Origin of the sequence: Streptomyces sp. NPDC091371 (genome assembly GCF_040684275.1) — a bacterium.
Lineage (GTDB): Bacteria > Actinomycetota > Actinomycetes > Streptomycetales > Streptomycetaceae > Streptomyces.
The window spans coordinates 1-23,959 of record NZ_JBFBFP010000018.1 but is presented as its reverse complement, the minus strand read 5'-3'; the positions used below and the strand labels follow the sequence as shown (position 1 = coordinate 23,959).

The window sequence follows — 23,959 nt, the reverse complement described above, 5'->3', positions numbered from 1 at the left end:
CCGTTGTACAGCTTGGACCGGGCAGCGCTCAGGAATGTGACAGCTGGCGCTGGAGGAACTCCAGCTTCTCCGGGTTCGTCACCGTGCGCACCTCGCTGACCAGCCCGTTCTCGAATTCCACTTGGAAGATTCCCATCTCGCCGAGGAGCAGCGTGGGCGAGCCGTTGATCTCCGCGAAGGAGATGGACAGGCCCTGCCCGTACTTCGCCATGATGCCCACCGCGAAGCGGGCCACCTTGTCGCGGCCCAGGACCGGCCGGGTTGCCGCGCTGACGATTCCGCCGCCGTCCCCGACGTACTTCGCGTCCGCGGCCAGCATGCTCTCCAGCCGGGCCACGTCACCGCCCCGCGCGGCGTCGAGGAAGGTCTCCACCAGGCTCTGCCACCGTTCGGGGTCCGGCTCGAAGCGCGGCTTCGGCGCGGCGACCCGGGCCGCCGCCCGGCGATAGAGCTGGCGGCAGTTGGCCTCGGAGAGGTCCAGGATCCCGGCGATCTCCCGGTGGCCGTAGGCGAAGGCCTCGCGCAGTACGTACACGGCCCGCTCCACCGGCGTGAGCTGTTCCAGCAGCACCAGCAGGGCCATGGACACGCTGTCCCGCTGCTCCGCCGACTCCAGGGGGCCGAGCGCGCCGCCGTCGGTGAGGACCGGCTCCGGGAGCCAGGGGCCCACGTACTCCTCGCGCCGGGCGCGTGCCGAGGTGAGGGCGTTGAGGCACAGGTTCGTGACGACCTTGGCGAGCCAGGCCCCCGGGTGCTCGACGTCCGCGCGGTCTCCCGAGGTCCAGCGCAGGTACGCGTCCTGCACGATGTCCTCGGCCTCCGTGGCCGAGCCGAGCATGCGGTAGGCGATGCCGAACATCCGGGGCCGGTGTTCTTCGAATTCCGCGGTCGACGCGGTCACATGTGTGAGCATCAGGCCAGCGTACGAGCAAGGACCCGGTGGCCGCCGGGCCACCGGGTCCTCACGATCTACGGATGTCCACGCCTACGGCATGTCAGCAGGCGCCCTGGTCCTTCCAGACGCCCCATTCACCCGTGGTGCCGGGCTCTTCGTTCTGCGTCCACCACTGGGCCTTCCAGTTGCGGCCCTTGTGGGAGACGACGTTGCCGCTGTTGTAGATGGTGCCCGCGACGTACGCCGGGTTGGTGCACGTTCCGCCCGTCGGAGGGGTCGTGGTGGGCGGGGTCGTCGTCGGAGGCGTCGTGGTCGGGGGAGTGGTGGTCGGCGGGGTGGTGGTCGGCGGGGTGGTGGTCGCGCCGCCCGGCTGCACCAGCGTCGTGCCGCGCGCCAGGTCACCGGCGAGGGCGTAGGTGGTGCCCGAGATGGTCACCGTCCAGTTGGAGGGCGTGGACACCGGCAGGTAGTAGTTGAACGCCAGGTCGACCGAGGCGCCCGGGGCCAGCGACTGCCAGGAGGGGAGCTTCAGGGAGAACCGCTGGAAGTCGCCCTTGAGGCCGCCGATGTTGTTGCCGGTGTGCCCGCTGCTGACCACCGTCGTGCCGAAGCCGGACTGGTCCGAGGCGTTGTTGGGGGCCGAAGTGCCGTAGTCGAACCGGAACTCGGTGCCGCCGGGCAGCGTGGCGTTCGTGTTGTTGGTGATCTTGAGCTTGGGGGTGATCGGGTAGTTGGAGTCGCCCAGCTTGAACTCGGTGAACTCCGTCTTGATGTCCACGGCCTGGGTGGGCAGCGCGGCGCCCGCCTTCTTCGCGCCGTACGGCGCGGCCGCCTTGAACTTGTCGTACATCAGGGAGGTGAGCGTGTCGCCCATCTCGTACTGGCCCTTGGCCGCGTTGTACGCGTAGTCGCCGGCCAGTTCCCAGACCATCGTGCCGCCGATGCCCTTGTCGACCACGTAGTCGGCCTTGGCGGCCACCGACTGCTCGTCCTCCGTCGACAGGAAGACCTTCTTCTGCGCGTTCCACAGCCACGGCGCCACCAGCGTGGAGTCGTACTTGCGGGCGTAGGTGCCGGTCAGCGTGGTGTTCGCCGGGAAGCCGTACTTGGTGACGTAGTCGCCGACGACGCCCTTCTCCAGGTTCTTGGCGTGCCACATCGGGTTGGAGCCCGCCGGGGACTCGGCGCCGTTGGTGTCCTTGTCGTGCCACAGGTTGTCGATGCCGACCGCGCCGTCACCGCACTTGGTCAGGCCCGCGCCGGCCGGGCAGGTGGTCGCGGGGGCCTTGCCCCACAGGCCGTCCGTGCCGCCCTGCACGTTCTTGAAGCCGCGGGTGTAGTAGGGCAGGCCGATGTTGATGCGGCCGCCCGGCATCGAGCCGCGGAAGTAGTGGTACGCCCAGTCGGTGTTGAGGTAGCCGATGCCGCCGTACTGGGAGGTGGAGTAGACGCTGGCGGCGGCCAGTTCGCCGTCCTTGCCGTCGTCGAAGAGCGAGGCGTTGGGCCCGACGTACTCGTTCCAGGCGCCGTGCAGGTCGTAGGACATGATGTTGACGTAGTCCAGGTACTTCTGCATCTGGAACGTCTCCATGCCCCGCAGCAGGTAGCCGGAGGAGGGGGCGGCGACGGAGAGCAGGTAGTGCTTGCCGTCGGCGGCGCCGGCGCGGTCGAGCTTCTCGCGCAGCGACTTCATCAGGGCCGCGTAGCCCTGGACCAGGCCCGCGCGGCGGGCGTTGGACAGCTGCCAGTCCAGCGGGTTGCCGGCGTCCTTCATCGTGGTCGGGTACTCGTAGTCGATGTCGACGCCGTTGAACCCGTACGTGCGGATGAACTCGACGGAGGAGTCCGCGAAGGTGTCGATGCCCGCCTGGTTGACCGAGCCGTCGGCGTTGGTGGCCATCGAGTAGAAGCCGCCGGAGGCGACGCGGTTGCCGTCGTCGCCGAAGTAGCCGCCGGTCTCCGCCCAGCCGCCGACCGAGATCAGCGTCTTGACGTTCGGGTACTGCTTCTTGAATTTCGTCAGCTGGTTGAAGTGGCCCTTGTAGGGGAGGGCCGGGTCCATCTCGGCGCCCGCGACACCGGGCCAGGTCATACCGGTGGCGGCGTTGTTCGCGTTGTCCGCGCCGACCGAGATCTTGTTGTCGGCGCCGACGTGGGCGAAGGCGTAGTTCAGGTGCGTGACCTTGGCCCACGGGATGTTGTTGGCGAGGTAGGCGGGTTCGCCGTTCTTGCCGGTGCGCCAGCCGGTGAAGTATCCGATGACGCGGCGCTGGTGGTCGGCGCCCATCTTCTCGCGGCCTTCGGAGTCGTAGACCGAGCAGTACGGGACGTCGACGCCGGCCGTCTTGTACAGCCCGTCGGGGCGACAGCTCTCGTTGTCGGCGGCGTGCGAGACGCCGGTGGAGAGCCCGGCGACCAGCAGTCCGGCGATTGCGGCGCCGGACGCGAGGAGCATGGCTCTCGCACGTGTGGGGGACAGCATTGTGCCTCCTGGGGAGGGGAGGATGGCAGGACACAACAGGCATGCGGGTAGTGCGTGTTGGCCCGTGACGTGCGCACATCTGACGGGCTGTTCCCGGGTGAAGATGAGGGGAACGTTAAGAGGACTAGACCAAACCGTCAATAGGTCTGGACCAACCCGCGGACCGATCCGCGCCTACCCGACGGAGTAACCCCGGCGCCACCCTCTGTGACCCAGGCCACACCCCTTCACCCGCATGGCCCCCGATCACCCGTGGCAGACTGGCTGCAGTACCAGTAAGCAGCGCACTCCGGGGTCGGTGTAATTCCGAACCGGCGGTTATAGTCCGCGACCCGTCCGCAGCCAGCGGCCGGTTGACCAGGTGAGATTCCTGGACCGACGGTTAAAGTCCGGATGGGAGGCAGTGCGCGGCGGGCCAGTCACCGGTACGCCGCCGTCGGCGGTTCGTCGGCACATCCCTGCGGATGTGTCCTTTCGGACCGTTTTTCCGGCCTCGGCGTCCCCAGGTGAGCTGTACCGCTTCATCTGTCGTATCCCGACAGGCCCCGGAGTCCGTGCCCGATGTGGCAGGAGGACCCGGTGGCGACACACGCCGCGCACGCAGCACCCGACACGGGCACCCGTGCCATGCGCCGAGCCATCGAGCTCGCGGCGCGCGGACTCGGCTCCACCAGCCCCAACCCCGTCGTCGGCTGCGTCATCACCGACGCCGCGGGCACCATCGTGGGCGAAGGCTGGCACGAGCGGGCCGGCGGCCCGCACGCCGAGGTCCACGCCCTGCACGCCGCAGGCGGGGCCGCCCGCGGCGGCACCGCCTACGTCACCCTCGAACCCTGCAACCACACCGGCCGTACGGGACCCTGCGCGCAGGCCCTCATCGCCGCCGGGATCACCCGCGTGGTCTATGCCGTCTCCGACCCGAACCCGCAGGCCAGCGGCGGTGGCGCCACCCTGCGCGCCGCCGGGATCGCCACGGAGTCCGGACTCCTCGCGCAGGAGGCCGAGGAGGGCAACGCCGCCTGGCTGACCTCCGTACGCCTGGGCCGCCCCTACATCCTGTGGAAGTACGCCGCCACCCTCGACGGCCGCATCGCCGCCGCCGACGGCACCAGCCGCTGGATCAGCTCCCCGGAGTCCCGCGCCGACGTCCACCGGCTGCGCGCCGAGGCCGACGCCGTGGTCGTCGGCTCCGGCACCCTGCGCGCCGACGATCCGCACCTCGCGGTCCGGGGGATTGAGGGCGCGGTCCAGCCCCTGCGCGTCGTCCTGGACACCCACGCCACCATCCGGCCCACCGCCCGCGTCCTGGACGAGGCGGCGCCCACGCTCATCGTGGTGGCCGAGGATGCCGACACCCGCCACCTCGCCGGAGCGGAGCTGGCCCGGCTCCCGTACGACAAGTACGGGATCTCCGTGGACGCCCTGCTGCGCGAGCTGTACGGGCGCGGCATCCGCTCGGTCCTCCTCGAAGGCGGCCCGACCCTGGCCGGCGCGTTCGTCGCCGCCGGGGCCGTCGACAAGGTCGTCGGCTACCTCGCCCCGGTCCTCCTCGGCGCGGGCCCCGCGGCCCTCGCCGACGCCGGCATCGGCACCATCGCCGACGCGCTCCGGCTCCGGATCACCGAAACCGTCCGCATCGGCACGGACATCCGCGTCACCGCCGTCCCCACGGCAGCCCCGTCCGCCCCCACTGCCCTCAAGGAGCACTGAGTGTTCACCGGAATCGTCGAAGAACTGGGCGAGGTCGTCGCCGTCGAGGAGCTCCAGGAAGCCTCCCGCTTCCGCCTGCGCGGCCCCGTCGTCACCGAGGACGCCAAGCACGGCGACTCCATCGCCGTCAACGGCGTCTGCTTGACGGTCGTGGAGACCGGCGACGGCGAGTTCACCGCCGACGTCATGCAGGAGACCCTCGACCGCTCCAGCCTCGGCGCGCTGACCAAGGGCTCCCGGGTCAACCTGGAGCGCCCGATGGCCCTCGGCGGACGGCTCGGCGGCCACCTGGTCCAGGGGCACGTGGACGGCACGGGCGAGATCCTCTCCCGGACCCCCTCCGAGCACTGGGAGATCGTCAAGGTCGCCCTCCCGGCGAACCTCTCGCGCTACGTCGTCGAGAAGGGCTCCATCACGGTCGACGGCGTCAGCCTCACCGTGGTCGAGGCCGCTGCCGACTGGTTCACCATCAGCCTCATCCCCACCACCCTCGCCCTGACCACGCTCGGCATCAAGCAGCCCGGCGACCCGGTCAACCTCGAGGTCGACGTCCTGGCGAAGTACGTCGAGCGGCTGCTCGGCGCGGACCGGGAGGCGGGCAAGTGAGCGCCCTGAACTGGCTGAACTCGGAGGCCTTCGCGGTCTTCGGCCAGAAGGTCATCTGGTCCGACATGATCGGCAACCTGATGGGCCTGGCCGCCCTCGCCCTCGGCTGGCGCCGCTCCATATGGACCTGGCCCGCCCAGCTCCTCTCGGGCCTGATCCTCATCGCCGCCTACGCCTCCGCCCACCTGGCGGGCGGCGTCGGCAAGCAGCTCCTGGTCATCGGCGTGGCCGCCTGGGGCTGGCGGGCCTGGCAGCTCGGCCGGCAGCAGGCCCAGGACGGCTCCATCGCCGTGCGCACCGCCTCCTGGAAGGAGCGCGGACTGCTCCTCGCCGGAGCGGCCCTGGGCACCCTCGCCGTCGGCGGCCTGTTCACGCTGTTCCCGCACCTGTCGTGGAGCCCGTGGGCCGACGCGTACATCTTCGTCGGCACCATCGTCGCGATGGTCGCCCAGGCCCGCGGCCTCGTCGAGTTCTGGTTCGCCTGGCTCCTCGTCGACCTGGTCGGCGTCCCCCTCGCCTTCAACAACGGACTGGCCTTCTCCGGCCTCGTCTACGTCGTGTACTTCGCGCTCGTGCTGTGGGGCGCCTACGACTGGTACCAGCGCTCGCGCGCCGCCACCCCCGCCCCGGCCCTGGAAGGAGCAACGGCATGACCAGCCTCAAGCCCGTGCCCGACATCCCCGAAGAGACCTTCCGCCTCGACCCCGTCGAGCAGGCCATCCGCGACATCGCGGCGGGCCGGCCCGTGGTCGTCGTCGACGACGAGGACCGCGAGAACGAGGGCGACCTCGTCATCGCCGCCGAGAAGGCCACCCCCGAGATCGTTGCCTTCATGATGAGCGAGTGCCGCGGCCTGATCTGCGCGCCCATGGAGGGCGACGAGCTGGAGCGGCTCGAACTCCCCCAGATGGTCCAGAACAACACCGAGTCGATGAAGACCGCCTTCACCGTCTCCGTCGACGCGAGCGCCGCCCACGGCGTCTCCACCGGCATCTCGGCCGCCGACCGCGCCACCACCCTGCGGATGCTCGCCGACGGCGTCTCCCAGCCCGGCGACTTCGTCCGCCCCGGCCACGTCTTCCCGCTGCGCGCCAAGCCCGGCGGCGTCCTGGTCCGCAACGGCCACACCGAGGCCGCCGTCGACCTCGCCCGCCTCGCGGGCCTGCGCCCGGCCGGCGCCATCGTGGAGATCGCCGGCGAGGACGGCGTCATGCTGCGCCTGCCCGAGCTGATCCCCTTCGCCCGCAAGCACGGTCTGACGATCATCTCCATCGAGGACCTGATCGACTACCGGCGCTCGGCCGAACCGACCGTGCGCCGCGAGGCCGAGGTCAGCCTGCCGACCTCCTTCGGGGACTTCACCGCGTACGGCTACCGCTCCACCGTCGACGGGGTCGAGCACGTCGCCCTCGTCCACGGCGAGGTCGGCGACGGCGAGGACGTCCTGGTCCGCATGCACTCCGAGTGCCTGACCGGCGACATCTTCTCCTCCCAGCGCTGCGACTGCGGCCCCCAGCTGCACGCCTCCATGGAGCGGATCCAGGCCGAGGGCCGCGGGATCGTCGTCTACCTGCGCGGCCACGAGGGCCGCGGCATCGGGCTGCTGTCCAAGCTGCGCGCGTACGAACTCCAGGAGCGCGGCCGCGACACCCTCGACGCCAACCTGGAGCTCGGCCTGCCCGCCGACGCCCGCGACTACGCCGCCGGCGCGCAGATCATCGCCGACCTGGGCGTGCACAGCGTCCGGCTGCTGACCAACAACCCCGACAAGTCCGACGCCCTCGTCCGCCACGGCATCACGGTCTCCGGCCGTGAGTCGATGCCGGTGGAGGCGGGCGAGCACAATCTGCGGTACCTGCGCACGAAGCGGGACCGCATGGGCCACGACCTGCCCTGGCTGGACCCGGCCGTGCCGGCGTCCACCTGCGGCAACCAGTAAGAACGCACCACCACCACCCGTACGTACATCCACGAACCACCGAGGAGCAGAGCTGTGAGCGGCAAGGGCGCACCCGAACTGAGCGTGAAGAACTGCGGAGACCTCCGAGTCGCCGTGATCGCGGCCCAGTGGCACGAGAAGGTCATGGACGGACTGGTCGACGGCGCCCTGCGGGCCCTGCACGAGCTCGGCATCGACGAGCCGACCCTGCTGCGCGTCCCGGGCAGCTTCGAGCTCCCCGTCGTCGCGAAGGTCCTCGCCGGCCGCGGCTACGATGCCATCGTCGCCCTCGGCGTGGTCATCCGCGGCGGCACCCCGCACTTCGACTACGTCTGCCAGGGCGTCACCCAGGGCCTGGTGCAGGTGTCGATCGACACCGGCGTCCCCGTCGGCTTCGGTGTCCTGACCTGCGACAACGACGAGCAGGCGCTCGACCGCGCCGGGCTCGAGGGGTCGAACGAGGACAAGGGGCACGAAGCGGTCACCGCCGCCGTCTCCACCGCCATGACCCTGCGGACCGTCAGCGAACCCTGGCGGTAGTCCACGGAGTGAACCCCCGCGCCGCGGGGCCCCGGTGAACCCGTACTCTAAGGGCATCATGGCGAACAAACCCCCTAAGAGCTTCGAAGAACTCTTCACCGAGCTCCAGCTCAAGGCCGCCAACGGCGACCCCAGCACCTCCCGCACCGCCGAGCTGGTCGGCAAGGGCGTCCATGCCATCGGCAAGAAGGTCGTCGAGGAGGCCGCCGAGGTCTGGATGGCCGCGGAGTACGAGAGCAAGGACGCCGCCGCCGAGGAGATCTCCCAGCTGCTGTACCACGTCCAGGTGATGATGGTGGCGCGCGGGATCTCCCTCGACGACGTCTACGCCCACCTCTGAGCCCAGGCACGAACACCCCGCCCGCAATCACGTATCCCACGCACCAAAGGAAGCCCCATGCTGCGCATCGCCGTCCCCAACAAGGGTTCACTCTCCGGACCGGCGTCGGCGATGCTCCATGAGGCCGGCTACCGCCAGCGCAAGGAGTCCAAGGAGCTCGTGGTCGTCGACCCCGAGAACGAGGTGGAGTTCTTCTACCTCCGCCCCAAGGACATCGCGATCTACGTCTCCTCGGGCAAGCTCGACATCGGCATCACCGGCCGTGACCTGCTGCTCGACTCCGGCGCCAGCGCCGAGGAGATCCTGCCGCTGAACTTCGGCCGCTCCACCTTCCGCTACGCCACCAAGCCCGGCACCGCGAAGGGCCCCGAGGACTTCCACGGGATGACGATCGCGACCTCGTACGAGGGAATCGTCGCCAAGCACCTCGCCGAGAAGGGGATCGACGCCTCCGTCGTCCACCTCGACGGCGCGGTCGAGACCGCCATCCAGCTCGGCGTCGCCCAGATCATCGCGGACGTCGTCGAGACCGGCACCAGCCTGCGCAACGCCGGCCTGGAGGTCATCGGCGAGCCGATCCTCACCTCCGAGGCCGTCGTCATCGGCAACGGCGCCGTCGCCGAGGACCCGCAGGCCCAGCAGTTCCTGCGCCGCCTCCAGGGCGTCCTGGTGGCCCGCAGCTACGTGATGATGGACTACGACTGCCGCGCCGAGCACCTGGAGCGCGCCGTCGCCCTCACCCCGGGCCTGGAGTCGCCGACCGTCTCCCCGCTGCACAACGAGGGCTGGGTCGCGGTCCGCGCCATGGTCCCCGCCAAGGAAGCCCAGCGGATCATGGACGACCTGTACGAGCTCGGCGCGCGCGCGATCCTCACCACCTCGATCCACGCCTGCCGGCTCTGACCACACGGCAATCCCGCGATTCCAGAAGGCACTGAAGCGCACATGAGCGAGCCCGCCGCCCAGCCCGCACCGCCCGCCCTGCCGGTCACCTTCCGGCCGACCCGGACCCGGGCGGTCCTGCTGAGCGTCGGGCTCGCCATGTTCGCCACCATCACGGCGATCGCCGTGCTCCTGGACCGCCTCAGCCCGGGGGAGCGGATCAGCTTCGTCTTCATCGCCGTGCTGCTCACCTCCGTGCTCGTCCTGCTCAGCCGCCCCAAGGTGGTCGCCGACGAGACCGGCGTCACCGTCGTCAACCTGACGACCAAGCGCCGCCTGGAGTGGGCGCAGATCCTGCGCGTCAACCTCCGACCGGGCGACCCGTGGGTGTTCCTCGACCTCAGCGACGGCACCAGCCTGCCCGCCCTCGGCATCCAGCCCGGGGTCGCCAAGGCCCAGGCGATCGGCGACGCCCGCGCCCTGCGCGCCCTCGCCGAGGCGCACGGAACCGGCGCAAACGACCACTGAGCGCGCGAAGGCTCGTCGCTGCGTCCCATTGCGGCCGCGATCTCAATGACTACCCTGGTGGCGGGGCGCAGCCGTGCGCCCTCACACCGGCCCCGGGACCCCGGGACCGCCGGTCACCTGCGACTCGAGGAGTGACTCCCTCCAGCAATGGACGGATCGTCCGGTAATACCCGCGCCGCCCTCCCCACGGAGGCGGCGGCATGACCATCCCGCTACTCCTGCTCGTGGCGGCATTCGCCCTGATCCTCGCCAACGGATTCTTCGTGGCGGCCGAATTCGGCCTCGTCACCGTGGAACGACCCGAGGCCGAACGCGCCGCAGCCGAAGGCGACCGCCGTGCCCGCACGGTGGTCAAGGCGCTGCGGGAGCTGTCCTTCCAGCTCTCCGGCACCCAGCTCGGCATCACCATCACCTCCCTCGTGGTCGGCATGCTCGCCGAGCCCGCCCTCGCCGCACTGCTGTCGGGGCCGCTCGAAGCGACCGGCCTGCCCAAGGGGGCCGTCCCCGGCGCAGCCGTCGTCATCGGCATGCTGCTCGCCTCCGCCGTCCAGATGGTCGTCGGCGAGCTCGTCCCGAAGAACTGGGCGGTCTCCCGGCCGCTCCAGGTGGCACGCTTCGTCGCTGGCCCCCAGAACGCCTTCTCCCGCGCCTTCCGGCCGGTCATCGCCGGCCTCAACGCCGTCGCCAACCGGCTCGTACGGGCGCTGGGCGTGGAGCCCGCCGAGGAGATGGCCTCCGCCCGCACGCCGGGCGAACTGGTCTCCCTGGTCCGCCATTCGGCCCAGGCCGGCGCCCTCGAACAGGACACCGCCGACCTCTTCGTACGGACCCTCTCGCTGGGCGAGCTCACGGCCCAGCACGTCATGACCCCCCGGGTGAAGGTCAGCGCCCTCCAGCACACCGCCACCGCGGCCGACGTGCTGAACCTGACCCGCGCCACCGGCCTGTCCCGCTTCCCGGTCTACCGGGAGCGCATCGACGAGGTCACCGGCGTGGTCCACCTCAAGGACGCCCTCGCCGTGCCCGAAGCCGAACGCGCCCGCACCGTCGTCGCGCGGATCTGCGTCGCCCCGCTGCTGGTGCCCGGCTCCCTGCCGGTGCAGCCGCTGCTGGAACGGCTGCGCAGCGAACAGCCCATGGCCGTGGTCGTCGACGAGTACGGGGGCACGGCCGGCGTGGTCACCCTGGAGGACATCGTGGAGGAACTCGTCGGCGAGGTCCGCGACGAGCACGACCTCGCGGAGGACCACGGCCCCGAACTGGCCGCCGTAGCCGCCGAGGACGGCCGCCCCTCCTGGGAGGCCGACGGCAGCTGCCGCGTGCAGACCCTGCGCCGCATAGGCCTGGAGGTGCCCGAAGGCCCGTACGAGACCGTCGCCGGACTCGTCGCCGACCTCCTCGGCCGGATCCCCGCCCCCGGGGACCGCGCCGAGCTCCCCGGCTGGAAGCTGTCCGTCCGCCAGGTCGGCCGCAACCGCGCCGAACGCGTGCGGATGGTCCGTGTCCTGCCCGCTCCGGCGGGGCAGGCGGGCCGGCCGTACCCGGCCGGAGCGGTATCCGGCGTCGCCGGCACCGGGGCCGACTGGGCCGCAGCCGGGCGGCCGGACCTGGCCGTCGCGTACGCGGCTGGCCCGTCCGCCGCGCCCGGACGCCCGGCCCCGCACGGGGCCGCGCACGCGCCCGGACAGCACGCCGAGGCCGAGGCGGGCGCCCGGTGAACGCGCTCCAGCTCCTCTTCGCGCTGCTCCTGGTCCTCGCCAACGGCTTCTTCGTCGGCGCCGAGTTCGCGCTCGTCTCCGTACGGCGCAGCCAGATCGAGCCCCTCGCGGCCGGCTCCAAGCGGGCCCGCCAGGTCCTCCACGGCCTGGAGAACCTGCCCCGCATGATGGCCGCCGCGCAGTTCGGCATCACGATGTGCTCGCTGACCCTCGGCGCGGTCGCCGAACCCACCGTGGCCCGGCTGCTGGAGCCCGTCTTCCACGCCGTCCACGTCCCGCAGGGCCTGATCCACCCCCTCGGCTACGCCCTCGCGCTCGCCGCCGTGGTCTTCCTGCACCTGGTCATCGGCGAGATGGTGCCGAAGAACCTGGCGATGGCAGCCCCGGAGAAGACCGCGCTCTGGTTCAGCCCCGGCCTGGTCGCCTTCGCGCGGCTGTGCGGACCGGTCACGGCCGCACTGGGGGCCTGCGCGGCACTCGTCCTGCGGATCTTCGGCGTCGAGCCGAAGGACGAGGTCGAGGCCGTCTACACCAGCGCCCAGCTCGGCCGGCTCGTCGAGGACTCCCGGCAGGCCGGGCTCCTCGAACCCGGCGAGCAGGAACGCCTGGAGGACGCCCTCGAACTGGGCAGCCGCCAGGTCACCGACGTCCTCCTGGCCCCGGGCCGCCTGGTCACCGTCGGCCCCTCGGCCACCCCGCGCCAGATCGAGCAGCTGACGGTGCGCACGGGCTACTCCCGGTTCCCCGTCCGCGCGGACAGCGGCGCCTTCATGGGCTACCTGCACGTCAAGGACGTACTGGACCTGGAGGACCGGGAGCGGGCCGTGCCGCAGCGGGTCTGGCGCCGGATGACCACCCTGTGCGCGACGCTCCCGCTGGACGACGCCCTCAGCGTCATGCGCCGGGACGCCACCCATCTGGCCCAGGTCGCCGACCCGGCCGGGCGGGTCCTCGGCCTGGTCGCCCTGGAGGACGTCCTGGAAATGCTGGTCGGCGAGGTACGCGACCCCGCGCACCGCGTCCCGCCGGGCCGCCCGGGACTCCGCGCGGAGGGCGCCCTGACCAGCTGACCGGTCGCCGGACCCGCCGTCCCGCGGCGGGTCCGGCGGGTTCGGGCACCGGGTGTCGGGGCAATACTGACCGTACGCGGGGAGGGGGCGGTCGGATGTCCGGGGAGCACGGTGAGGCGGCCGCCAGGATGGTGGCCCTGCTGAGCGAGGACCCGGCCGTGGCCTCCCCGGTGGCGCGCCGGCTCCGCGCATTGGTGCGCGACCGGTTGACGGAACAGGGCCTGGCCTTCCTGGCCGCCTTCGAGCGTGACCCCTCCGTACCGGAAGCGGCCGACCGGCTCACAGCGGCGCTCCTCAACCTGACCGAGGCGGACCCGGAGTTCGCGGCGCAGGCTCGGGCCCTCCTGCGGGGCAGCCTCGGCACCCCGGCCGACGAGCAGTGGGCCGGACGCGACGGAGGGCGGCCGATCTCCGCGGCCTGGTTGCTGATCCTCCTGGGCGTCATCTGGTTCGCCCTCAACGTCTTCGCGGCCTGCTCCGGACCGATCCCCGACCTGCCCTAGTGCCGTGACCGGCCCCGCCCCGCCCCGCCTGGCCCGGGGTCACAGGGGCGGCGGCTCCGGCCGGTCCTGCGGCCCCCGGCCCGAGAGGACCTCCCCGTACGCCTGCATCAGGTCCGGCAGCCGCAGCGTCGCCAGGTCGTCCCGGGAGGGCTCCCCGGCGTAGCCCGCGAGCCGCAGGTCCCGGTACGCGCAGCTCTTCTCGTACAGGGTCCGCAGGAACCGCCCGTTGCCGAGCTCGTCGATCCAGCCCTGCTCCACCACGTGCCCGCTGATGCTGCGCAGCTCCTCCAGGGCCTCCTCGTCCCAGCGGTCCCCGTTCGCGTCCGCCAGGACCCCGCCGATCGCGGTCAGTTCCAGCGGCCGGTAGCTAGGGAAGTCCACCCGCGTGGTGAACCGGGAGGACAGCCCCGGATTGGCGGCCAGCAGCCGGTCCATGCCGGCCGGGTAGCCCGCCAGGATCACCACCAGGTGGTCCCGGTTGTCCTCGGCGCGCTTGAGCAGCACCTGGAGGGCCTCGTCGCCGTACGCGTCGCCCTTGCTGTAGCCCGAGTTGGACAGCGAGTACGCCTCGTCGACGAACAGCACCCCGCCGATCGCCGAGTCGATCAGCTCGTTCGCCTTCACGGCCGTCTGCCCGAGGAACTCGCCCACCAGGTCCGCCCGTTGCGCCTCCACCAGGTGGTCGCCGCCCAGCAGCCCCAGCGCGTAGAACACCCGGCCCAGGATCCGGGCCACCGTCGTCTTGCCGGTGCCCGAGGGACCCGAGAAGACGAAGTGCCGCTTCGGCGGCTGCACGGGCAGCCCCTGCCCCGCCCGCAGCCGCGCCATGTGCAGCTGCGCCGACAGCGCCTTCACCTGCCGCTTGACCGGCTCCAGGCCCACCATCCGCTCCAGCTCCGCCAGCGCCTGCGCGAGCGCCGCCGGATCGGCCGGCCCGGCCGGCAGCCCCCCGGGCGCGCCCTGCGCGGGCAGCCGCACCTTGCGGCGGGCCCCTTCCCCCCGGCTCCCGGGCGGCACCGGCGGAGCCAGCGGGTCCGGGTCGGCGGCCTGGCCGTCCGGCGCGACGTCCTGGACGGGCCCGCCGCCCAGCGCCAGCTTCGCGAATCCGCCACCCGCCGGGGACGGGCCGTGCCCGCCCGCGGCGCCGTACCCGGCGTACCCGGCCGTGCCCGCCAGGTCGGCCATGCCGTCGGTGTCGTCGCCGTCCTCGATCGCCGTCAGCCGGGCCGCGGTGTCCATGAAGGCGGGATCCACCCGGTGCACGGCCCGGTACAGCGGCAGCGCCGCCGCGCTGCGCCCGGTGCCCTCGTGCGCCCGCGCCAGCCAGTACCGCAGCTCCTTGCGCTGCGGCTGCTCGCTGCGGCACCGCATCAGCGCCGCGGACAGCAGCGGCTCGGCCTGCCCGTACATCTCCAGCCGGACCCGGGCCATCCCGCCGAACAGCCCCGCCTCGATGCCGAGCAGCGGATCGTCCACCAGCGGCTCGGTGTTGCGGACCAGCAGCTCCCAGTCCTTGACCAGGTACGCGCGGCAGGCGTGCAGGAAGCGCACCTGCGGATCGGTGTCCACCGGGGGCAGCGCGGCGAGGGCCTGGTCGAGCTCGGGCACGTGGCGGCCGTCCAGCCAGTGCGAGGCGTGGGCCAGCAGCAGGTCGCGCCGGCTCTCCAGTACCGGCTGCACCCACCAGCCCAGCCAGTACCAGGAGTTCAGCGTCCGGCGGTGCCGGGCCCGCTGTTCGCCGAAGCGGTCCCGGTGCGCGTACATGCGCAGTAACGCGTTGGTGGTGTCGACCCGTAGCGCGTGCAGGCCCAGCCAGGCGTCGGCCATCGCGGGGTCGAGTCGTACGGCCGTCCGGAACTCCTCCTCGGCCTGGGGGTAGGCGCCCATGGTGCAGGCGTCGACCCCGCGCAGCCAGGCGAGTTCGGCCGGGGCGCGGGTGTTGCCCGGCGTGCCGAAATCCATCACGTCCCCCACAAGCCTGCCCCCGTGGTGCGCCGCAACCCCCGCTTCGAGCGCGCGAGTTGCCCGGTGCCCCCGACTGGCGTCGCTGAAATCAGGGCTGCATCGTACCTGCGGTTTCGCACCTTACGTAGGGTGCGGCGGCCGTGGTTCGGGTGTGCGCCCCCGGTGCGCGTGGTGACTCAGGGTGAGGGAGCGGCGGCGATCCGTCCCGGCCCGGGGCAGAACGAAGCCCCCGATCACGGGGGAACGATCGGGGGCTCATGTCCGCGGCGGCCGGTGAAGGCCCCGCATTGAGAACGTAAGGCCGCCGCGGGCCCCAGGTCAAGCAGGTCGGAGGAGGCCCGCCCGGCGCGGAATCCGAGGCCCGCTCAGGCCCGGGGGAGCCCGTCACCCTCGGTGATGAAAGTGGCCGTTCGCGGGGTCGCAGCGGCCCCGGAAGACCACTCGTATCCCGTACCGCTCTGGCGTACCAGGGTGCCCGCGAAGGGGCGCGAAGGGTCGTCCGAGAAGTGCGCGCGCTCCGCGCGCTCCCATCCGTCCCAGAAGTCGGAGAGTTCACGCCCATCCCGGTCCCGCCCGCGCCCCCAGGACTTCGCACGGGGCGTCTCCATCCACAGCAGCCGCGCCAGATGCGGGCGCAGCGCCCGGCGCCCGGCCCCGACCCCCTCGACGAGCAGCACCGGAGCCGGCTCCAGCACCCGCTCCGGCCCGAAGCGGCGCTCCACCCAGTCGTACGGGGCCCAGTGCGCGGGCCGGCCGGCGGCGAGCGGCTCCAGCACCTGGACCCGCAGCCGCTCCTGCCAGCCGAACAGATCTTCGTGGGTGGCCACGTCGTCCAGGTGCAGCACCGGAGCCCCCGCGGCCTGCGCGAGGCGGCCCGCGAAGGTGCTCTTCCCGGACCCGGCGTGCCCGTCGATCCCGATCAGCCGGACCGGACCGAGGGAGGGCGGCAGGGCGGCGAGCTCCCGCGCGAGTGATTCGAGTGACTGGTGTGGCTCCACCCGACCAGCGTAGACAAGCCCGACACGGCCGCCGGCTTCGGCCCGCGGCCGCCGGGAACTGGAAGGGTGAGGCCACCAGGCACCGGCACCGACCACCACCCGGGGGAACCGCGATGACCGCACCCACACCGCGCAGGGCCGTACTCGTCGCCGCACTCGCGGTCGCCACCGCGGCCACCGCCGCCACCGTCTCCGGCGGCAGCGCCGAGGCCGCCGCGCCGTCCGCCCCACCGGCCCCGCGCGGCACGGGCCGCCCGGTCGACAACCGGTTCTGGTACGCGTACGCCCACTGGCAGGCCGGGACCCACCAGGGCACCACCGCCGTCGACGGGGCCCGACCCGGACTGGAGATCAAGACCCCCGTCGGCCGTACCGAGTACGCGGACCCCCACACCGGGAAGAAGAGCACCTGGGAGTACGCCACCTGGACCTCCCCGGCGCACCGCTCCACCGTGCCCGCAACCGAGGCCATCGCCTCCTGGAACGCCCGCACCCCCGCCGGCACCTGGATCCAGGCCGAACTGCGCGGGACGTACGGCGACGGCACGAACACCCCCTGGTACGTCATGGGCCGCTGGGCCTCCGGCGACCGCGACATCCGCCGCACCTCCGTCGACGGCCAGACCGACGGCCGCTCCACCGTGTGGACCGACACCCTGGCCGTGGACGCGCCCGCGAGCGGCCTGCGCATCACCGGCTGGCGGCTGCGCCTGACCCTGTACCGCAAGCCCGGAGCCGACCGCGGGCCCACCGTGTGGCTGGCCGGAGCCATGCTCTCCGACGTCCCGGACCGCTTCACGGTCCCCGCCTCCACCCCGTCCGGGCAGGCCCACGAGCTGAAGGTGCCGCGCTACTCGCAGGAGACCCACGCCGGGCAGTACCCCGAGTACGACAACGGCGGCGAGGCCTGGTGCAGCCCCACCTCCTCCCAGATGATCATCGAGTTCTGGGGCCGCAAGGCCGGCGCCACCTCCCTGACCTGGGTCAACCCGAAGTTCTCCGACCCCCAGGTCTGCCACGCCGCCCGCTCCACCTACGACGCCGCCTACAAGGGCTGCGGGAACTGGCCCTTCAACGCGGCCTACGCCGCCACCTACCGCCAACTCGCGGGGGTCGTCACCCGCCTCTGCTCCCTGACCGAGCTGGAGACCCTGGTCCGGGCCGGCATCCCTGCCATCACCTCCCAGTCCTTCACCGCCCAGGAGCTCACCGGCGCCGGCTACGGCACCGCGGGCCACCTGATGACCGTCATCGGCTTCACGGCCGCCGGGGACGTGATCGCCAACGACCCCCACTCGCGGGACAACGCGTCCGTCCGCCGGGTCTACAAGCGCCGGGAGTTCGAGAACATCTGGCTCCGGACCAAGCGCACGGGCGCCTCCGGCAAGGTCGCCTCGGGCAGCGGAGGCATCTGCTACCTCTACGCCCCGGCCGTCCCGAGCGTGGCGCAGATCGCGGCCCTGCGGGCGGTCGGAGTGCTGTGAGATTCCCGTTGAGCAGGCCGTATAAGAGGAAGATAATGGGGTAAATGGCACATAAAGGCTTCTCGGCTTCTCATAGGAGGCGCCAGCCATGACCACCCATCCGAGCATCGAACACCACCCCGACCTCGCCGAGATGCGCACTCGGTTCGAGCGGGTGACCAGCACCCCCGCCGCACAAGCCGTCGAGGCGCTCGCCCTGATAACGGGCGTGTACCTGGCCGCGTCGCCGTGGATCGCCGGGTTCGCCATCCTGACCCCGCTGGCCGTCAACAATCTGATCACCGGCCTGGCCTTCTGCCTGTGCATGGGCGGTCTCGGCTCCGCGTACGAGCGCACCCACGCGATGGCGTGGACGGCGGTCGCCCTCGGAGCGTGGACGATCATCGCCCCGTGGGCCATCAGAGGCGAGATGGACTTCACCCGCACGATCGTCAACAACGTGATCACCGGAGGCGTCGCCCTGTGCCTCGGCCTCGCGATGGTCGCGATGGCAGGCCGCAACGAGGCCCGCGGTTGACGCGGGAGGTAGTGCAAGACAGCGAACGCCGGATCAGTGAACGCGCCGGGTCCCGACCGCAGAGGCCGGGACCCGGTGGCATGCGGCCCGTGTGACCTGCGCCTCCAGTGACCATCGTCTCTACCGCGAAAGCCGCGAACGCTGGCACATTGGACGCATGACCACAGAAACCGCAGCCCTGACCGCCCGCGCCCGAGGCCTCGTCCGCACCGGAGGCCCCAAGGACGGCTCCTCCTGGCTGGAACACGTCCTCGGCTGGACCCTCGTGGTCGTCGTCGCCATGTTCGTCACCCAGGTCGGCTGGCTCTGACCGTCTCCCCGGCCTCCGGCTCCGCCCGCCAGTGCGCGTCCGGGACGCCCACCAGCCCGTAGAGGGCGCGTACGGGTGACCGCGCGGGCAGCAGCACCGCCCCGGCCGCCACCGCGAACAGGCCGAGCCCCGCCCACCAGCCCAGCAGCCGTACGAGCACACTCGCACCCAGCGCCCCGGCGAACGGCAGTACGTAGACCCCCGCCCCCGCGATCGCCACGGCGACCACCCGGGGCACCTTGAGGTCCGCCGCCGCACCCGGCAGCCGCCACCCCTCCACCAGCCAGCCGATCTCGGCGAGCAGCATCGTGCCGACCACCGCCGAGCCGAAGACCAGCAGGGCCAGGAAGGTCCCCGAGGTGGCGAAGGCCAGGCAGCTGTTGACCACGCCCTCCGCGGACCAGTCGGCGAAGGCCCGCGGACCGGCGCTCAGCACCCGCCGGTAACCACTGCCGTCCCACCCGTGGATCAGGGTGGAGAACAGCAGGAAGTAGCCGGCGACCGCCTGCAGGTACCCCCAGTACCCGGCCCCCACCAGCACGAACAGCCGCGCCGCCAGGAAGCCGAGCAGCGCCCCCACCACCACCGACCCGGTGTGGAAGAGCGCGAAGCCCGCCCAGACCCCGCCGTGGTCCCGCGCCACGTGCATGGTGGCCCAGGCGGGGTTCTGCCAGAGCAGGTACATCCCGGTCGGGGCGAGCAGCAGGGCCGCGTAGAGCACGGTGAGCGCCAGGTACGGATTGGCCGCGCGGCTCCTCGTACGGACCCCTTCCCCTCGGACCGACCGCTCCCACCACTGGAGCTGCCGGCCGGCCGCCACCGCGAAGGTCGCGCCGATGCCGTAGGCCCACAGCGGCGCCGCCTGCACGGGGATCATGAGGCGTCCAGCCGGAGCCCGTCGGTGACGATCACGTCGGAGGTGACCAGGGCCTGCTCCGCCGTGACCTGGGTCATGAGGACGAACGGCGGGATGACCGGCGGCGCGGGCAGCCCCTGGGGGCTGAAGGTGACGCACAGCAGCCCCTCGATGCAGCCGCTGAACTTCGTGAGGTACAAGGTGACATCGCCGCGCAGGTCGAGGGAGTCGGCGGACAGCCCGTACTCGTCCGCGCCGTCCCGGGTCCGCAGCCGGTAGTCCCGCAGCGAGGCGGCACGCATCCGCAGCACCAGCACCTTGAGCGGCCCGTCCACCGTGGGCACCTCGGTCACGCCTGCCAGCGTGAAGCCCTGGGGCGCGAAGAGGGAGGTCGTCACGACCGGGGGAGTGCGAGCGGCGGTCGGCGCCCCCGCGCCGGCCGCCGGGGCGGCCTCCGCCTGCGGGGCGCCCGCCACCAGCGTTGCGAGCAGCACCACGGGTAGCGCGGCGGCCAGCGTCCGCGGGCCGCTGCCGTCCAGGCTGGGGATGTACGGACCCTCCTCGCCCGCCTCCTCGTCGGGCAGCGGGGTCCAGCCGAAGGCCAGCGCGCTCCCCGCGATGCCGAGCAGCATCCCGACCAGGAACCCGCCCAGGTTGGTCGCGACGAAGGACAGCACCGACAGCAGCAGGGCGTGCAGCGACACGTACGCCCGGGCCCCCGGCAGGTACCAGAGGAACAGCCCCGCCAGGATCAGCGCGACACCGATCCCGATGGCCGCGATCCCGCCCAGACCGAGGCTGACCAGCACCGTCAGCGGCGAGAGCGGGACCAGCAGCAGCTCGGTCCCGCCCAGCAGCACCAGCAGGCCGCCCCAGAACGGCCGGGTCCGGCGCCAGGCGCGCAGCCGCCGCCGCTGCTCCGGCAGCGGCAGCCGCCGCTCCAACCACCCGCCGCGCGGGATCAGAAGCACTTCTTGCCGTCCAGGCTGACGCTCAGGTTCAGGCCCTTGAGCTTGAAGTTCCCGCCCGTCGCGGACCAGGCGTGCGACTTCACGCCCACCACCTCGATGTTGCCCGCCTGCAGGCCGAACTTGCCCGCCTGGCCCTGGACCCCGTCCACCTGGTCCAGCGTCGAGGCGTCCCGGCCGATCTGCGCCGTGCCGAAGGTGGCGTCGCCGTTGAGGTCCTCGCCGTCGATCACCAGATTGCTGGCCGTGACCTCCCCGGCCGGGCCGCCGGCCGTCAGCTTGAAGACCACCTTGCCGACCGGGGTGTCCACCTCGGCGGCCTGGCAGATGTCGGCGAGCGTGGCCTCGCCGATGCCGAGCAGCGCCACCGGATGCCCCTTGCCGTCGACGGAGCGGTCCGTCTGCACGTATGAGGCCAGGCCCTTGCTGCTCAGCTTGGACGAGGAGACCTGGAAGCTGGTCCCCGAGACGGCGAAGGAGGCGGCGAGCGCGCCCTGTGCCATGACCATGGCCATCGCGCCGACGGCGACGATCGCGGGCATCGCGACGGCCGCCGTCTTCTTCCAGTGGACCCGGCCCTCGCGGGGCTGTCTGTTGCCCTTGCTCATGATGGTTCCTCCCGTACGTCGTCCGGTGCGCAGGGGAAGTGCTGCCATACTTCAGGCATCTTGTGGCAGTTCGAGGCTAGGGCTGAATTTGAATAATAGTCAACAGCGCGGCACGACCGAGCGTTCGCAGGTCCGCAGGGCCGAACTCATAGCGACCGGACGCAAGTTGTTCGCCGACACCTCGTACGACGCGCTCTCCATGGACGACATCGCCAAGCACGCGGGCGTCGCCAAAGGGCTGATCTACTACTACTTCAAGAGCAAGCGCGGCTACTACCTCGCCATCGTCGAGGACTCCGTCGCCGAGCTCGTCGCCCGCGCCGGCGGCGACACCGACCTCCCCAACGCGGAACGCGTGCGCCGCACCATCGACGGCTACCTGCACTACGCCGAACACCACCACGCTGCCTACCGCACCATCGTCACCGGCGGCGTCGGCTCCGACGCCGAGGTGCTCGCCATCCGCGAGGCCGTCCGCGCGGAGCTCGTCGCCACCATCGCCGAAGGCGCGTACGGCCACCGCGTGCTCCCGCCGATCGCCCGGCTCGCCCTCGTCGGCTGGCTCTCCGGGGTCGAGGGGACCACCCTGGAGTGGATCGGCGGCCTGGACGGCGATGACGCCCCGGCGCAGCCCGGCCGCGCCGAGCTCGGGGCGCTGCTGGTGCGCCAGCTGCGCGCGACGCTGACGGTGATCGAGGAGTTCGTCCCGGAGTGTCCGGCACCGCCCGCTCCCGAAGGGCCGTTCGAAGAACGAGATGATCTTGCCCCGGTGACGGGAAGCCCCTGATCGGGCATACTCAAGCCGCCGCAGCCGCTGAACTGCCCCTTCCGTGATCCGGGAGGGCAGCATCGGCTGTAAGAGCACCGAGATCCGGTGGCGCGCACCACACCTCGCGCGTCGCCGCCGTGCCCGACGAGGGAGGAGAGCGCCGCCATGACAGACCGCGCCCCGCAGCCGGTGGACCGACAGCTGCCCACCGAGGAGTCCCGGGACCTCCTCGCGCTCGTACGAGAGATCGCGCAGCGGGAGATCCGCCCCAAGGCCGCCGAGGAGGAGGACTCCGGGCGGTTCCCCAGGGAGGTCTTCACCCTCCTGTCCGAGGCCGGACTGCTCGGCCTCCCGTACGCAGGCGAGTACGGCGGCGGCGAGCAGCCGTACGAGGTCTACCTCCAGGTCCTGGAGGAGCTGGCCGCGGCCCGCCTGACCGTCGGCCTCGGCGTCAGCGTCCACTCCCTGGCCTGCCACGGCCTCGCCGGCTACGGCACCAAGGAGCAGCAGGGCGCCCACCTGCCCGACATGCTCGGCGGCGGCCTGCTCGGCGCCTACTGCCTCTCCGAGCCCGCCGCGGGCTCCGACGCGGCATCGCTGACGACCAAGGCGGTGCGCGACGGCGACGACTGGGTCATCACCGGCACCAAGGCGTGGATCACCCACGGCGGCGTCGCCGACTTCTACACCGTCCTCGCCCGCACCGGCGTCGAGGGCCCCAAGGGCATCACCGCCTTCCTGGTCCCCGGGGACGCGGAGGGCCTGACGGCGGCCGTGCCCGAGAAGAAGATGGGCATGAAGGGCTCGCCCACCGCCCAGCTGCACTTCGACGGCGTACGGGTCCCGGACGCGCGCCGCATCGGCGAGGAGGGGCAGGGCTTCACCATCGCCCTGGCCGCGCTGGACGCGGGACGCCTGGGCATCGCCGCCTGCGCCATCGGTGTCGCCCAGGCGGCGCTGGACGAGGCCCTGACGTACGCCCTGGACCGCAAGCAGTTCGGGCACCCGATCGCGGACTTCCAGGGGCTGCGCTTCATGCTGGCCGACATGGCCACCAAGATCGAGGCCGGCCGCGCGCTCTACCTCGCCGCCGCGCGCCTGCGCGACGCGGGCAAGCCGTTCTCCCGCCAGGCGGCGATGGCCAAGCTGTTCTGCACCGACGCCGCCATGGCCGTCACCACGGACGCGGTCCAGATCCTGGGCGGCTACGGCTACACGGCGGACTTCCCCGTCGAGCGGCTGATGCGCGAGGCGAAGGTCCTCCAGATCGTGGAGGGCACGAACCAGATCCAGCGCATGGTCATCGCCCGCCACCTGGCGGGACCGGAGACGCGGTAGGTGCCGGGGGTGGGGGCGGGGGCGGAGCTGGGCCCGGAGCCGGGCCCGGAGCTGGAGGTGCGGCCCGCGCTCGCGGACGCCGAGCTGAACGCCCTCTTCGCCGCCGCGTGGCCGGAGCACGAGGACGTCTCCTTCGCGCCGGTCCTGGAGCGCAGCCTGGCCTGGGTCGCAGCGCGCCGCGACGGCCGGCTGGTGGGCTACGTCAACGTCGCGTGGGACGGTCGGGCGCACGCCTTCATCCTGGACACCACGGTGCACCCGCAGGAGCGGCGCCGCGGCCTCGGGGTCCGGCTCGTCCGGGCCGCGGCCGGGGCGGCACGGGAGCGCGGGGCGCAGTGGCTGCACGTGGACTACGAGCCGCACCTGGCGGGGTTCTACGAACGGTGCGGCTTCCGCCCGACGGCGGCCGGCCTGCTGGCCCTCTGAGCCGACCGGCGGGCCGGCTCCCTCAGCCGCCGAAGAGCGGCCCGTTCGGCCAGATCGGGGAGGACGCGATGCGGGACCACTCCGGATCGCGCCGCCCCGGCACGGTCCGGCCGTCGGCGGCCCAGCGGGCGATGAGCGCGCTGTAGATGGGCGGGTCGGGGTACCGCGTACGGGAGCCCTGCTGAACCGATTCTTCGTAGCCGGACGGCAACGGCCGCCGACGGCGTCCCGCCCGGGGCATGGAAGTCTCAACCGTGGTCATGCCCGGGCAACGCGACACCGCACCCACGGGTAATCCCCTCCACACCCCGGGTATCCGTTCGAGGTGTCCCCGTGGGGGCGGGGTGGGGTGGGGCGGGGCGGGGCGGGGGCTTCGGGTTTGGCGGGGTCCCGGCCGGCCGGAATCGGAGAAGGCGCGGGGGGTTTCCCGTCAGTCCCATGGTCCTTCCGTGTCGGGCCGGCCTGTAAAGGGCGCTCCTCCTTCGTCGTCGCGTCGCTTCGCGATGG

General features: G+C 72.2%; 25 protein-coding genes and 1 riboswitch. Of the genes, 17 read left to right on the top strand and 8 right to left on the bottom strand.

Annotated elements, in window-relative coordinates; genetic code table 11:
- Positions 1 to 28 precede the first annotated feature (28 nt).
- Entirely contained in the window at positions 29 to 913 is an 885-nt protein-coding gene (locus AB0O21_RS20635) for an RNA polymerase sigma-70 factor (RefSeq protein WP_365172587.1), read from the bottom strand.
- 82 nt (positions 914 to 995) lie between these two features.
- Positions 996 to 3,377 (bottom strand): chitinase C-terminal domain-containing protein, encoded by a 2,382-nt coding sequence (locus tag AB0O21_RS20630; RefSeq protein WP_365172586.1) that lies wholly within the window; start codon positions 3,375 to 3,377, stop codon positions 996 to 998.
- 280 nt (positions 3,378 to 3,657) lie between these two features.
- A riboswitch (FMN riboswitch) is annotated at positions 3,658 to 3,788 on the top strand.
- Between the two features lie 216 nt (positions 3,789 to 4,004).
- On the opposite strand from AB0O21_RS20630, the gene ribD reads away from it, so the two are divergent.
- From ribD to AB0O21_RS20575, 11 genes are all read left to right on the top strand, one after another.
- Positions 4,005 to 5,087, top strand: a complete 1,083-nt coding sequence (ribD, locus tag AB0O21_RS20625; protein ID WP_365172685.1) for a bifunctional diaminohydroxyphosphoribosylaminopyrimidine deaminase/5-amino-6-(5-phosphoribosylamino)uracil reductase RibD — start codon at positions 4,005 to 4,007, stop codon at positions 5,085 to 5,087.
- On the top strand, positions 5,088 to 5,693 hold the full coding sequence (locus tag AB0O21_RS20620) for a riboflavin synthase (protein WP_365172585.1): 606 nt from the start codon (positions 5,088 to 5,090) through the stop codon (positions 5,691 to 5,693).
- Positions 5,690 to 6,346, top strand: a complete 657-nt coding sequence (locus tag AB0O21_RS20615) for a nicotinamide mononucleotide transporter family protein (RefSeq protein ID WP_365172584.1) — start codon at positions 5,690 to 5,692, stop codon at positions 6,344 to 6,346. Before AB0O21_RS20620 ends, AB0O21_RS20615 begins: the two co-directional genes overlap by 4 nt.
- Complete coding sequence (locus AB0O21_RS20610; RefSeq protein ID WP_365172583.1) at positions 6,343 to 7,632, top strand: bifunctional 3,4-dihydroxy-2-butanone-4-phosphate synthase/GTP cyclohydrolase II; 1,290 nt, start codon at positions 6,343 to 6,345, stop codon at positions 7,630 to 7,632. The genes AB0O21_RS20615 and AB0O21_RS20610 overlap by 4 nt, the downstream gene beginning before the upstream one ends.
- Before the next feature lie 54 nt (positions 7,633 to 7,686).
- On the top strand, positions 7,687 to 8,172 hold the full coding sequence (gene ribH, locus AB0O21_RS20605; RefSeq protein ID WP_007262951.1) for a 6,7-dimethyl-8-ribityllumazine synthase: 486 nt from the start codon (positions 7,687 to 7,689) through the stop codon (positions 8,170 to 8,172).
- A 58-nt stretch (positions 8,173 to 8,230) separates the two neighbouring features.
- A complete protein-coding gene (locus AB0O21_RS20600) occupies positions 8,231 to 8,512 on the top strand; it encodes a phosphoribosyl-ATP diphosphatase (protein WP_365172582.1) in 282 nt (93 codons plus the stop codon).
- Positions 8,513 to 8,569: 57 nt separating this feature from the next.
- Positions 8,570 to 9,415, top strand: a complete 846-nt coding sequence (gene hisG / locus AB0O21_RS20595; RefSeq protein ID WP_365172581.1) for an ATP phosphoribosyltransferase — start codon at positions 8,570 to 8,572, stop codon at positions 9,413 to 9,415.
- Positions 9,416 to 9,457: 42 nt separating this feature from the next.
- Positions 9,458 to 9,922, top strand: coding sequence for a PH domain-containing protein (locus AB0O21_RS20590; RefSeq protein WP_365172580.1), 465 nt, complete (start codon positions 9,458 to 9,460; stop codon positions 9,920 to 9,922).
- Positions 9,923 to 10,122: 200 nt separating this feature from the next.
- Positions 10,123 to 11,640, top strand: a complete 1,518-nt coding sequence (locus tag AB0O21_RS20585) for a hemolysin family protein (protein WP_365172579.1) — start codon at positions 10,123 to 10,125, stop codon at positions 11,638 to 11,640.
- The gene (locus AB0O21_RS20580; RefSeq protein WP_365172578.1) at positions 11,637 to 12,710 is read left to right on the top strand and encodes a hemolysin family protein; all 1,074 of its coding nucleotides are present in this window, start codon (positions 11,637 to 11,639) and stop codon (positions 12,708 to 12,710) included. Before AB0O21_RS20585 ends, AB0O21_RS20580 begins: the two co-directional genes overlap by 4 nt.
- 95 nt (positions 12,711 to 12,805) lie before the next feature.
- On the top strand, positions 12,806 to 13,213 hold the full coding sequence (locus tag AB0O21_RS20575; protein WP_365172577.1) for a hypothetical protein: 408 nt from the start codon (positions 12,806 to 12,808) through the stop codon (positions 13,211 to 13,213).
- Positions 13,214 to 13,252: 39 nt separating this feature from the next.
- Here the strand turns inward: AB0O21_RS20575 and AB0O21_RS20570 are convergent, their stop codons facing one another.
- Together AB0O21_RS20570 and AB0O21_RS20565 are read right to left on the bottom strand one after the other, a co-directional pair.
- Complete coding sequence (locus AB0O21_RS20570; RefSeq protein ID WP_365172576.1) at positions 13,253 to 15,175, bottom strand: AAA family ATPase; 1,923 nt, start codon at positions 15,173 to 15,175, stop codon at positions 13,253 to 13,255.
- A gap of 368 nt (positions 15,176 to 15,543) precedes the next feature.
- On the bottom strand, positions 15,544 to 16,176 hold the full coding sequence (locus AB0O21_RS20565; protein WP_365172575.1) for a hypothetical protein: 633 nt from the start codon (positions 16,174 to 16,176) through the stop codon (positions 15,544 to 15,546).
- Positions 16,177 to 16,289: 113 nt separating this feature from the next.
- On the opposite strand from AB0O21_RS20565, the gene AB0O21_RS20560 reads away from it, so the two are divergent.
- The 3 genes from AB0O21_RS20560 (at position 16,290) to AB0O21_RS20550 (ending at position 18,487) form a co-directional block, all read left to right on the top strand.
- On the top strand, positions 16,290 to 17,660 hold the full coding sequence (locus tag AB0O21_RS20560; RefSeq protein WP_365172574.1) for a peptidase C39 family protein: 1,371 nt from the start codon (positions 16,290 to 16,292) through the stop codon (positions 17,658 to 17,660).
- A gap of 88 nt (positions 17,661 to 17,748) precedes the next feature.
- Complete coding sequence (locus AB0O21_RS20555) at positions 17,749 to 18,177, top strand: SPW repeat protein (protein WP_365172573.1); 429 nt, start codon at positions 17,749 to 17,751, stop codon at positions 18,175 to 18,177.
- A 157-nt stretch (positions 18,178 to 18,334) separates the two neighbouring features.
- On the top strand, positions 18,335 to 18,487 hold the full coding sequence (locus AB0O21_RS20550) for an SCO1431 family membrane protein (protein WP_365172572.1): 153 nt from the start codon (positions 18,335 to 18,337) through the stop codon (positions 18,485 to 18,487).
- Here the strand turns inward: AB0O21_RS20550 and AB0O21_RS20545 are convergent.
- The 3 genes from AB0O21_RS20545 to AB0O21_RS20535 are packed head-to-tail and all read right to left on the bottom strand — an operon-like array spanning position 18,465 to position 20,919.
- Entirely contained in the window at positions 18,465 to 19,364 is a 900-nt protein-coding gene (locus tag AB0O21_RS20545) for a hypothetical protein (RefSeq protein WP_365172571.1), read from the bottom strand. The genes AB0O21_RS20550 and AB0O21_RS20545 overlap by 23 nt on opposite strands.
- Positions 19,361 to 20,314, bottom strand: a complete 954-nt coding sequence (locus AB0O21_RS20540; RefSeq protein WP_365172570.1) for a DUF6114 domain-containing protein — start codon at positions 20,312 to 20,314, stop codon at positions 19,361 to 19,363. The genes AB0O21_RS20545 and AB0O21_RS20540 overlap by 4 nt, the downstream gene beginning before the upstream one ends.
- A complete protein-coding gene (locus AB0O21_RS20535; protein WP_365172569.1) occupies positions 20,305 to 20,919 on the bottom strand; it encodes a DUF6230 family protein in 615 nt (204 codons plus the stop codon). The genes AB0O21_RS20540 and AB0O21_RS20535 overlap by 10 nt, the downstream gene beginning before the upstream one ends.
- A gap of 88 nt (positions 20,920 to 21,007) precedes the next feature.
- Here AB0O21_RS20535 and AB0O21_RS20530 point away from each other — a divergent pair, with 88 nt between their 5' ends.
- From AB0O21_RS20530 to AB0O21_RS20520, 3 genes are all read left to right on the top strand, one after another.
- Positions 21,008 to 21,706, top strand: a complete 699-nt coding sequence (locus tag AB0O21_RS20530; RefSeq protein WP_365172568.1) for a TetR/AcrR family transcriptional regulator — start codon at positions 21,008 to 21,010, stop codon at positions 21,704 to 21,706.
- A 147-nt stretch (positions 21,707 to 21,853) separates the two neighbouring features.
- Positions 21,854 to 23,026, top strand: coding sequence for an acyl-CoA dehydrogenase family protein (locus AB0O21_RS20525; RefSeq protein ID WP_365172567.1), 1,173 nt, complete (start codon positions 21,854 to 21,856; stop codon positions 23,024 to 23,026).
- A 9-nt stretch (positions 23,027 to 23,035) separates the two neighbouring features.
- On the top strand, positions 23,036 to 23,452 hold the full coding sequence (locus AB0O21_RS20520) for a GNAT family N-acetyltransferase (RefSeq protein ID WP_365172566.1): 417 nt from the start codon (positions 23,036 to 23,038) through the stop codon (positions 23,450 to 23,452).
- A 22-nt stretch (positions 23,453 to 23,474) separates the two neighbouring features.
- Here the strand turns inward: AB0O21_RS20520 and AB0O21_RS20515 are convergent, their stop codons facing one another.
- Positions 23,475 to 23,714: a hypothetical protein gene (locus AB0O21_RS20515; RefSeq protein WP_365172565.1), complete on the bottom strand. Its 240-nt coding sequence runs from the start codon at positions 23,712 to 23,714 to the stop codon at positions 23,475 to 23,477.
- Positions 23,715 to 23,959 lie beyond the last annotated feature (245 nt).

Excerpts from the sequence above, each read along its gene's own strand:
- AB0O21_RS20560 (WP_365172574.1), top strand. The coding sequence starts at position 16,290 with ATGACCGCACCCACACCGCGCAGGGCCGTACTCGTCGCCGCACTCGCG.
- AB0O21_RS20515 (WP_365172565.1), bottom strand. The coding sequence starts at position 23,714 with ATGACCACGGTTGAGACTTCCATGCCCCGGGCGGGACGCCGTCGGCGG.
- AB0O21_RS20555 (WP_365172573.1), top strand. The coding sequence starts at position 17,749 with ATGACCACCCATCCGAGCATCGAACACCACCCCGACCTCGCCGAGATG.
- ribD (WP_365172685.1), top strand. The coding sequence starts at position 4,005 with ATGCGCCGAGCCATCGAGCTCGCGGCGCGCGGACTCGGCTCCACCAGC.
- AB0O21_RS20570 (WP_365172576.1), bottom strand. The coding sequence starts at position 15,175 with ATGGATTTCGGCACGCCGGGCAACACCCGCGCCCCGGCCGAACTCGCC.
- AB0O21_RS20590 (WP_365172580.1), top strand. The coding sequence starts at position 9,458 with ATGAGCGAGCCCGCCGCCCAGCCCGCACCGCCCGCCCTGCCGGTCACC.
- AB0O21_RS20630 (WP_365172586.1), bottom strand. The coding sequence starts at position 3,377 with ATGCTGTCCCCCACACGTGCGAGAGCCATGCTCCTCGCGTCCGGCGCC.
- AB0O21_RS20535 (WP_365172569.1), bottom strand. The coding sequence starts at position 20,919 with ATGAGCAAGGGCAACAGACAGCCCCGCGAGGGCCGGGTCCACTGGAAG.
- AB0O21_RS20610 (WP_365172583.1), top strand. The coding sequence starts at position 6,343 with ATGACCAGCCTCAAGCCCGTGCCCGACATCCCCGAAGAGACCTTCCGC.
- AB0O21_RS20550 (WP_365172572.1), top strand. The coding sequence starts at position 18,335 with ATGACCACAGAAACCGCAGCCCTGACCGCCCGCGCCCGAGGCCTCGTC.
- hisG (WP_365172581.1), top strand. The coding sequence starts at position 8,570 with ATGCTGCGCATCGCCGTCCCCAACAAGGGTTCACTCTCCGGACCGGCG.
- AB0O21_RS20545 (WP_365172571.1), bottom strand. The coding sequence starts at position 19,364 with ATGATCCCCGTGCAGGCGGCGCCGCTGTGGGCCTACGGCATCGGCGCG.
- AB0O21_RS20575 (WP_365172577.1), top strand. The coding sequence starts at position 12,806 with ATGTCCGGGGAGCACGGTGAGGCGGCCGCCAGGATGGTGGCCCTGCTG.
- AB0O21_RS20585 (WP_365172579.1), top strand. The coding sequence starts at position 10,123 with ATGACCATCCCGCTACTCCTGCTCGTGGCGGCATTCGCCCTGATCCTC.
- AB0O21_RS20600 (WP_365172582.1), top strand. The coding sequence starts at position 8,231 with ATGGCGAACAAACCCCCTAAGAGCTTCGAAGAACTCTTCACCGAGCTC.
- AB0O21_RS20525 (WP_365172567.1), top strand. The coding sequence starts at position 21,854 with ATGACAGACCGCGCCCCGCAGCCGGTGGACCGACAGCTGCCCACCGAG.
- AB0O21_RS20635 (WP_365172587.1), bottom strand. The coding sequence starts at position 913 with ATGCTCACACATGTGACCGCGTCGACCGCGGAATTCGAAGAACACCGG.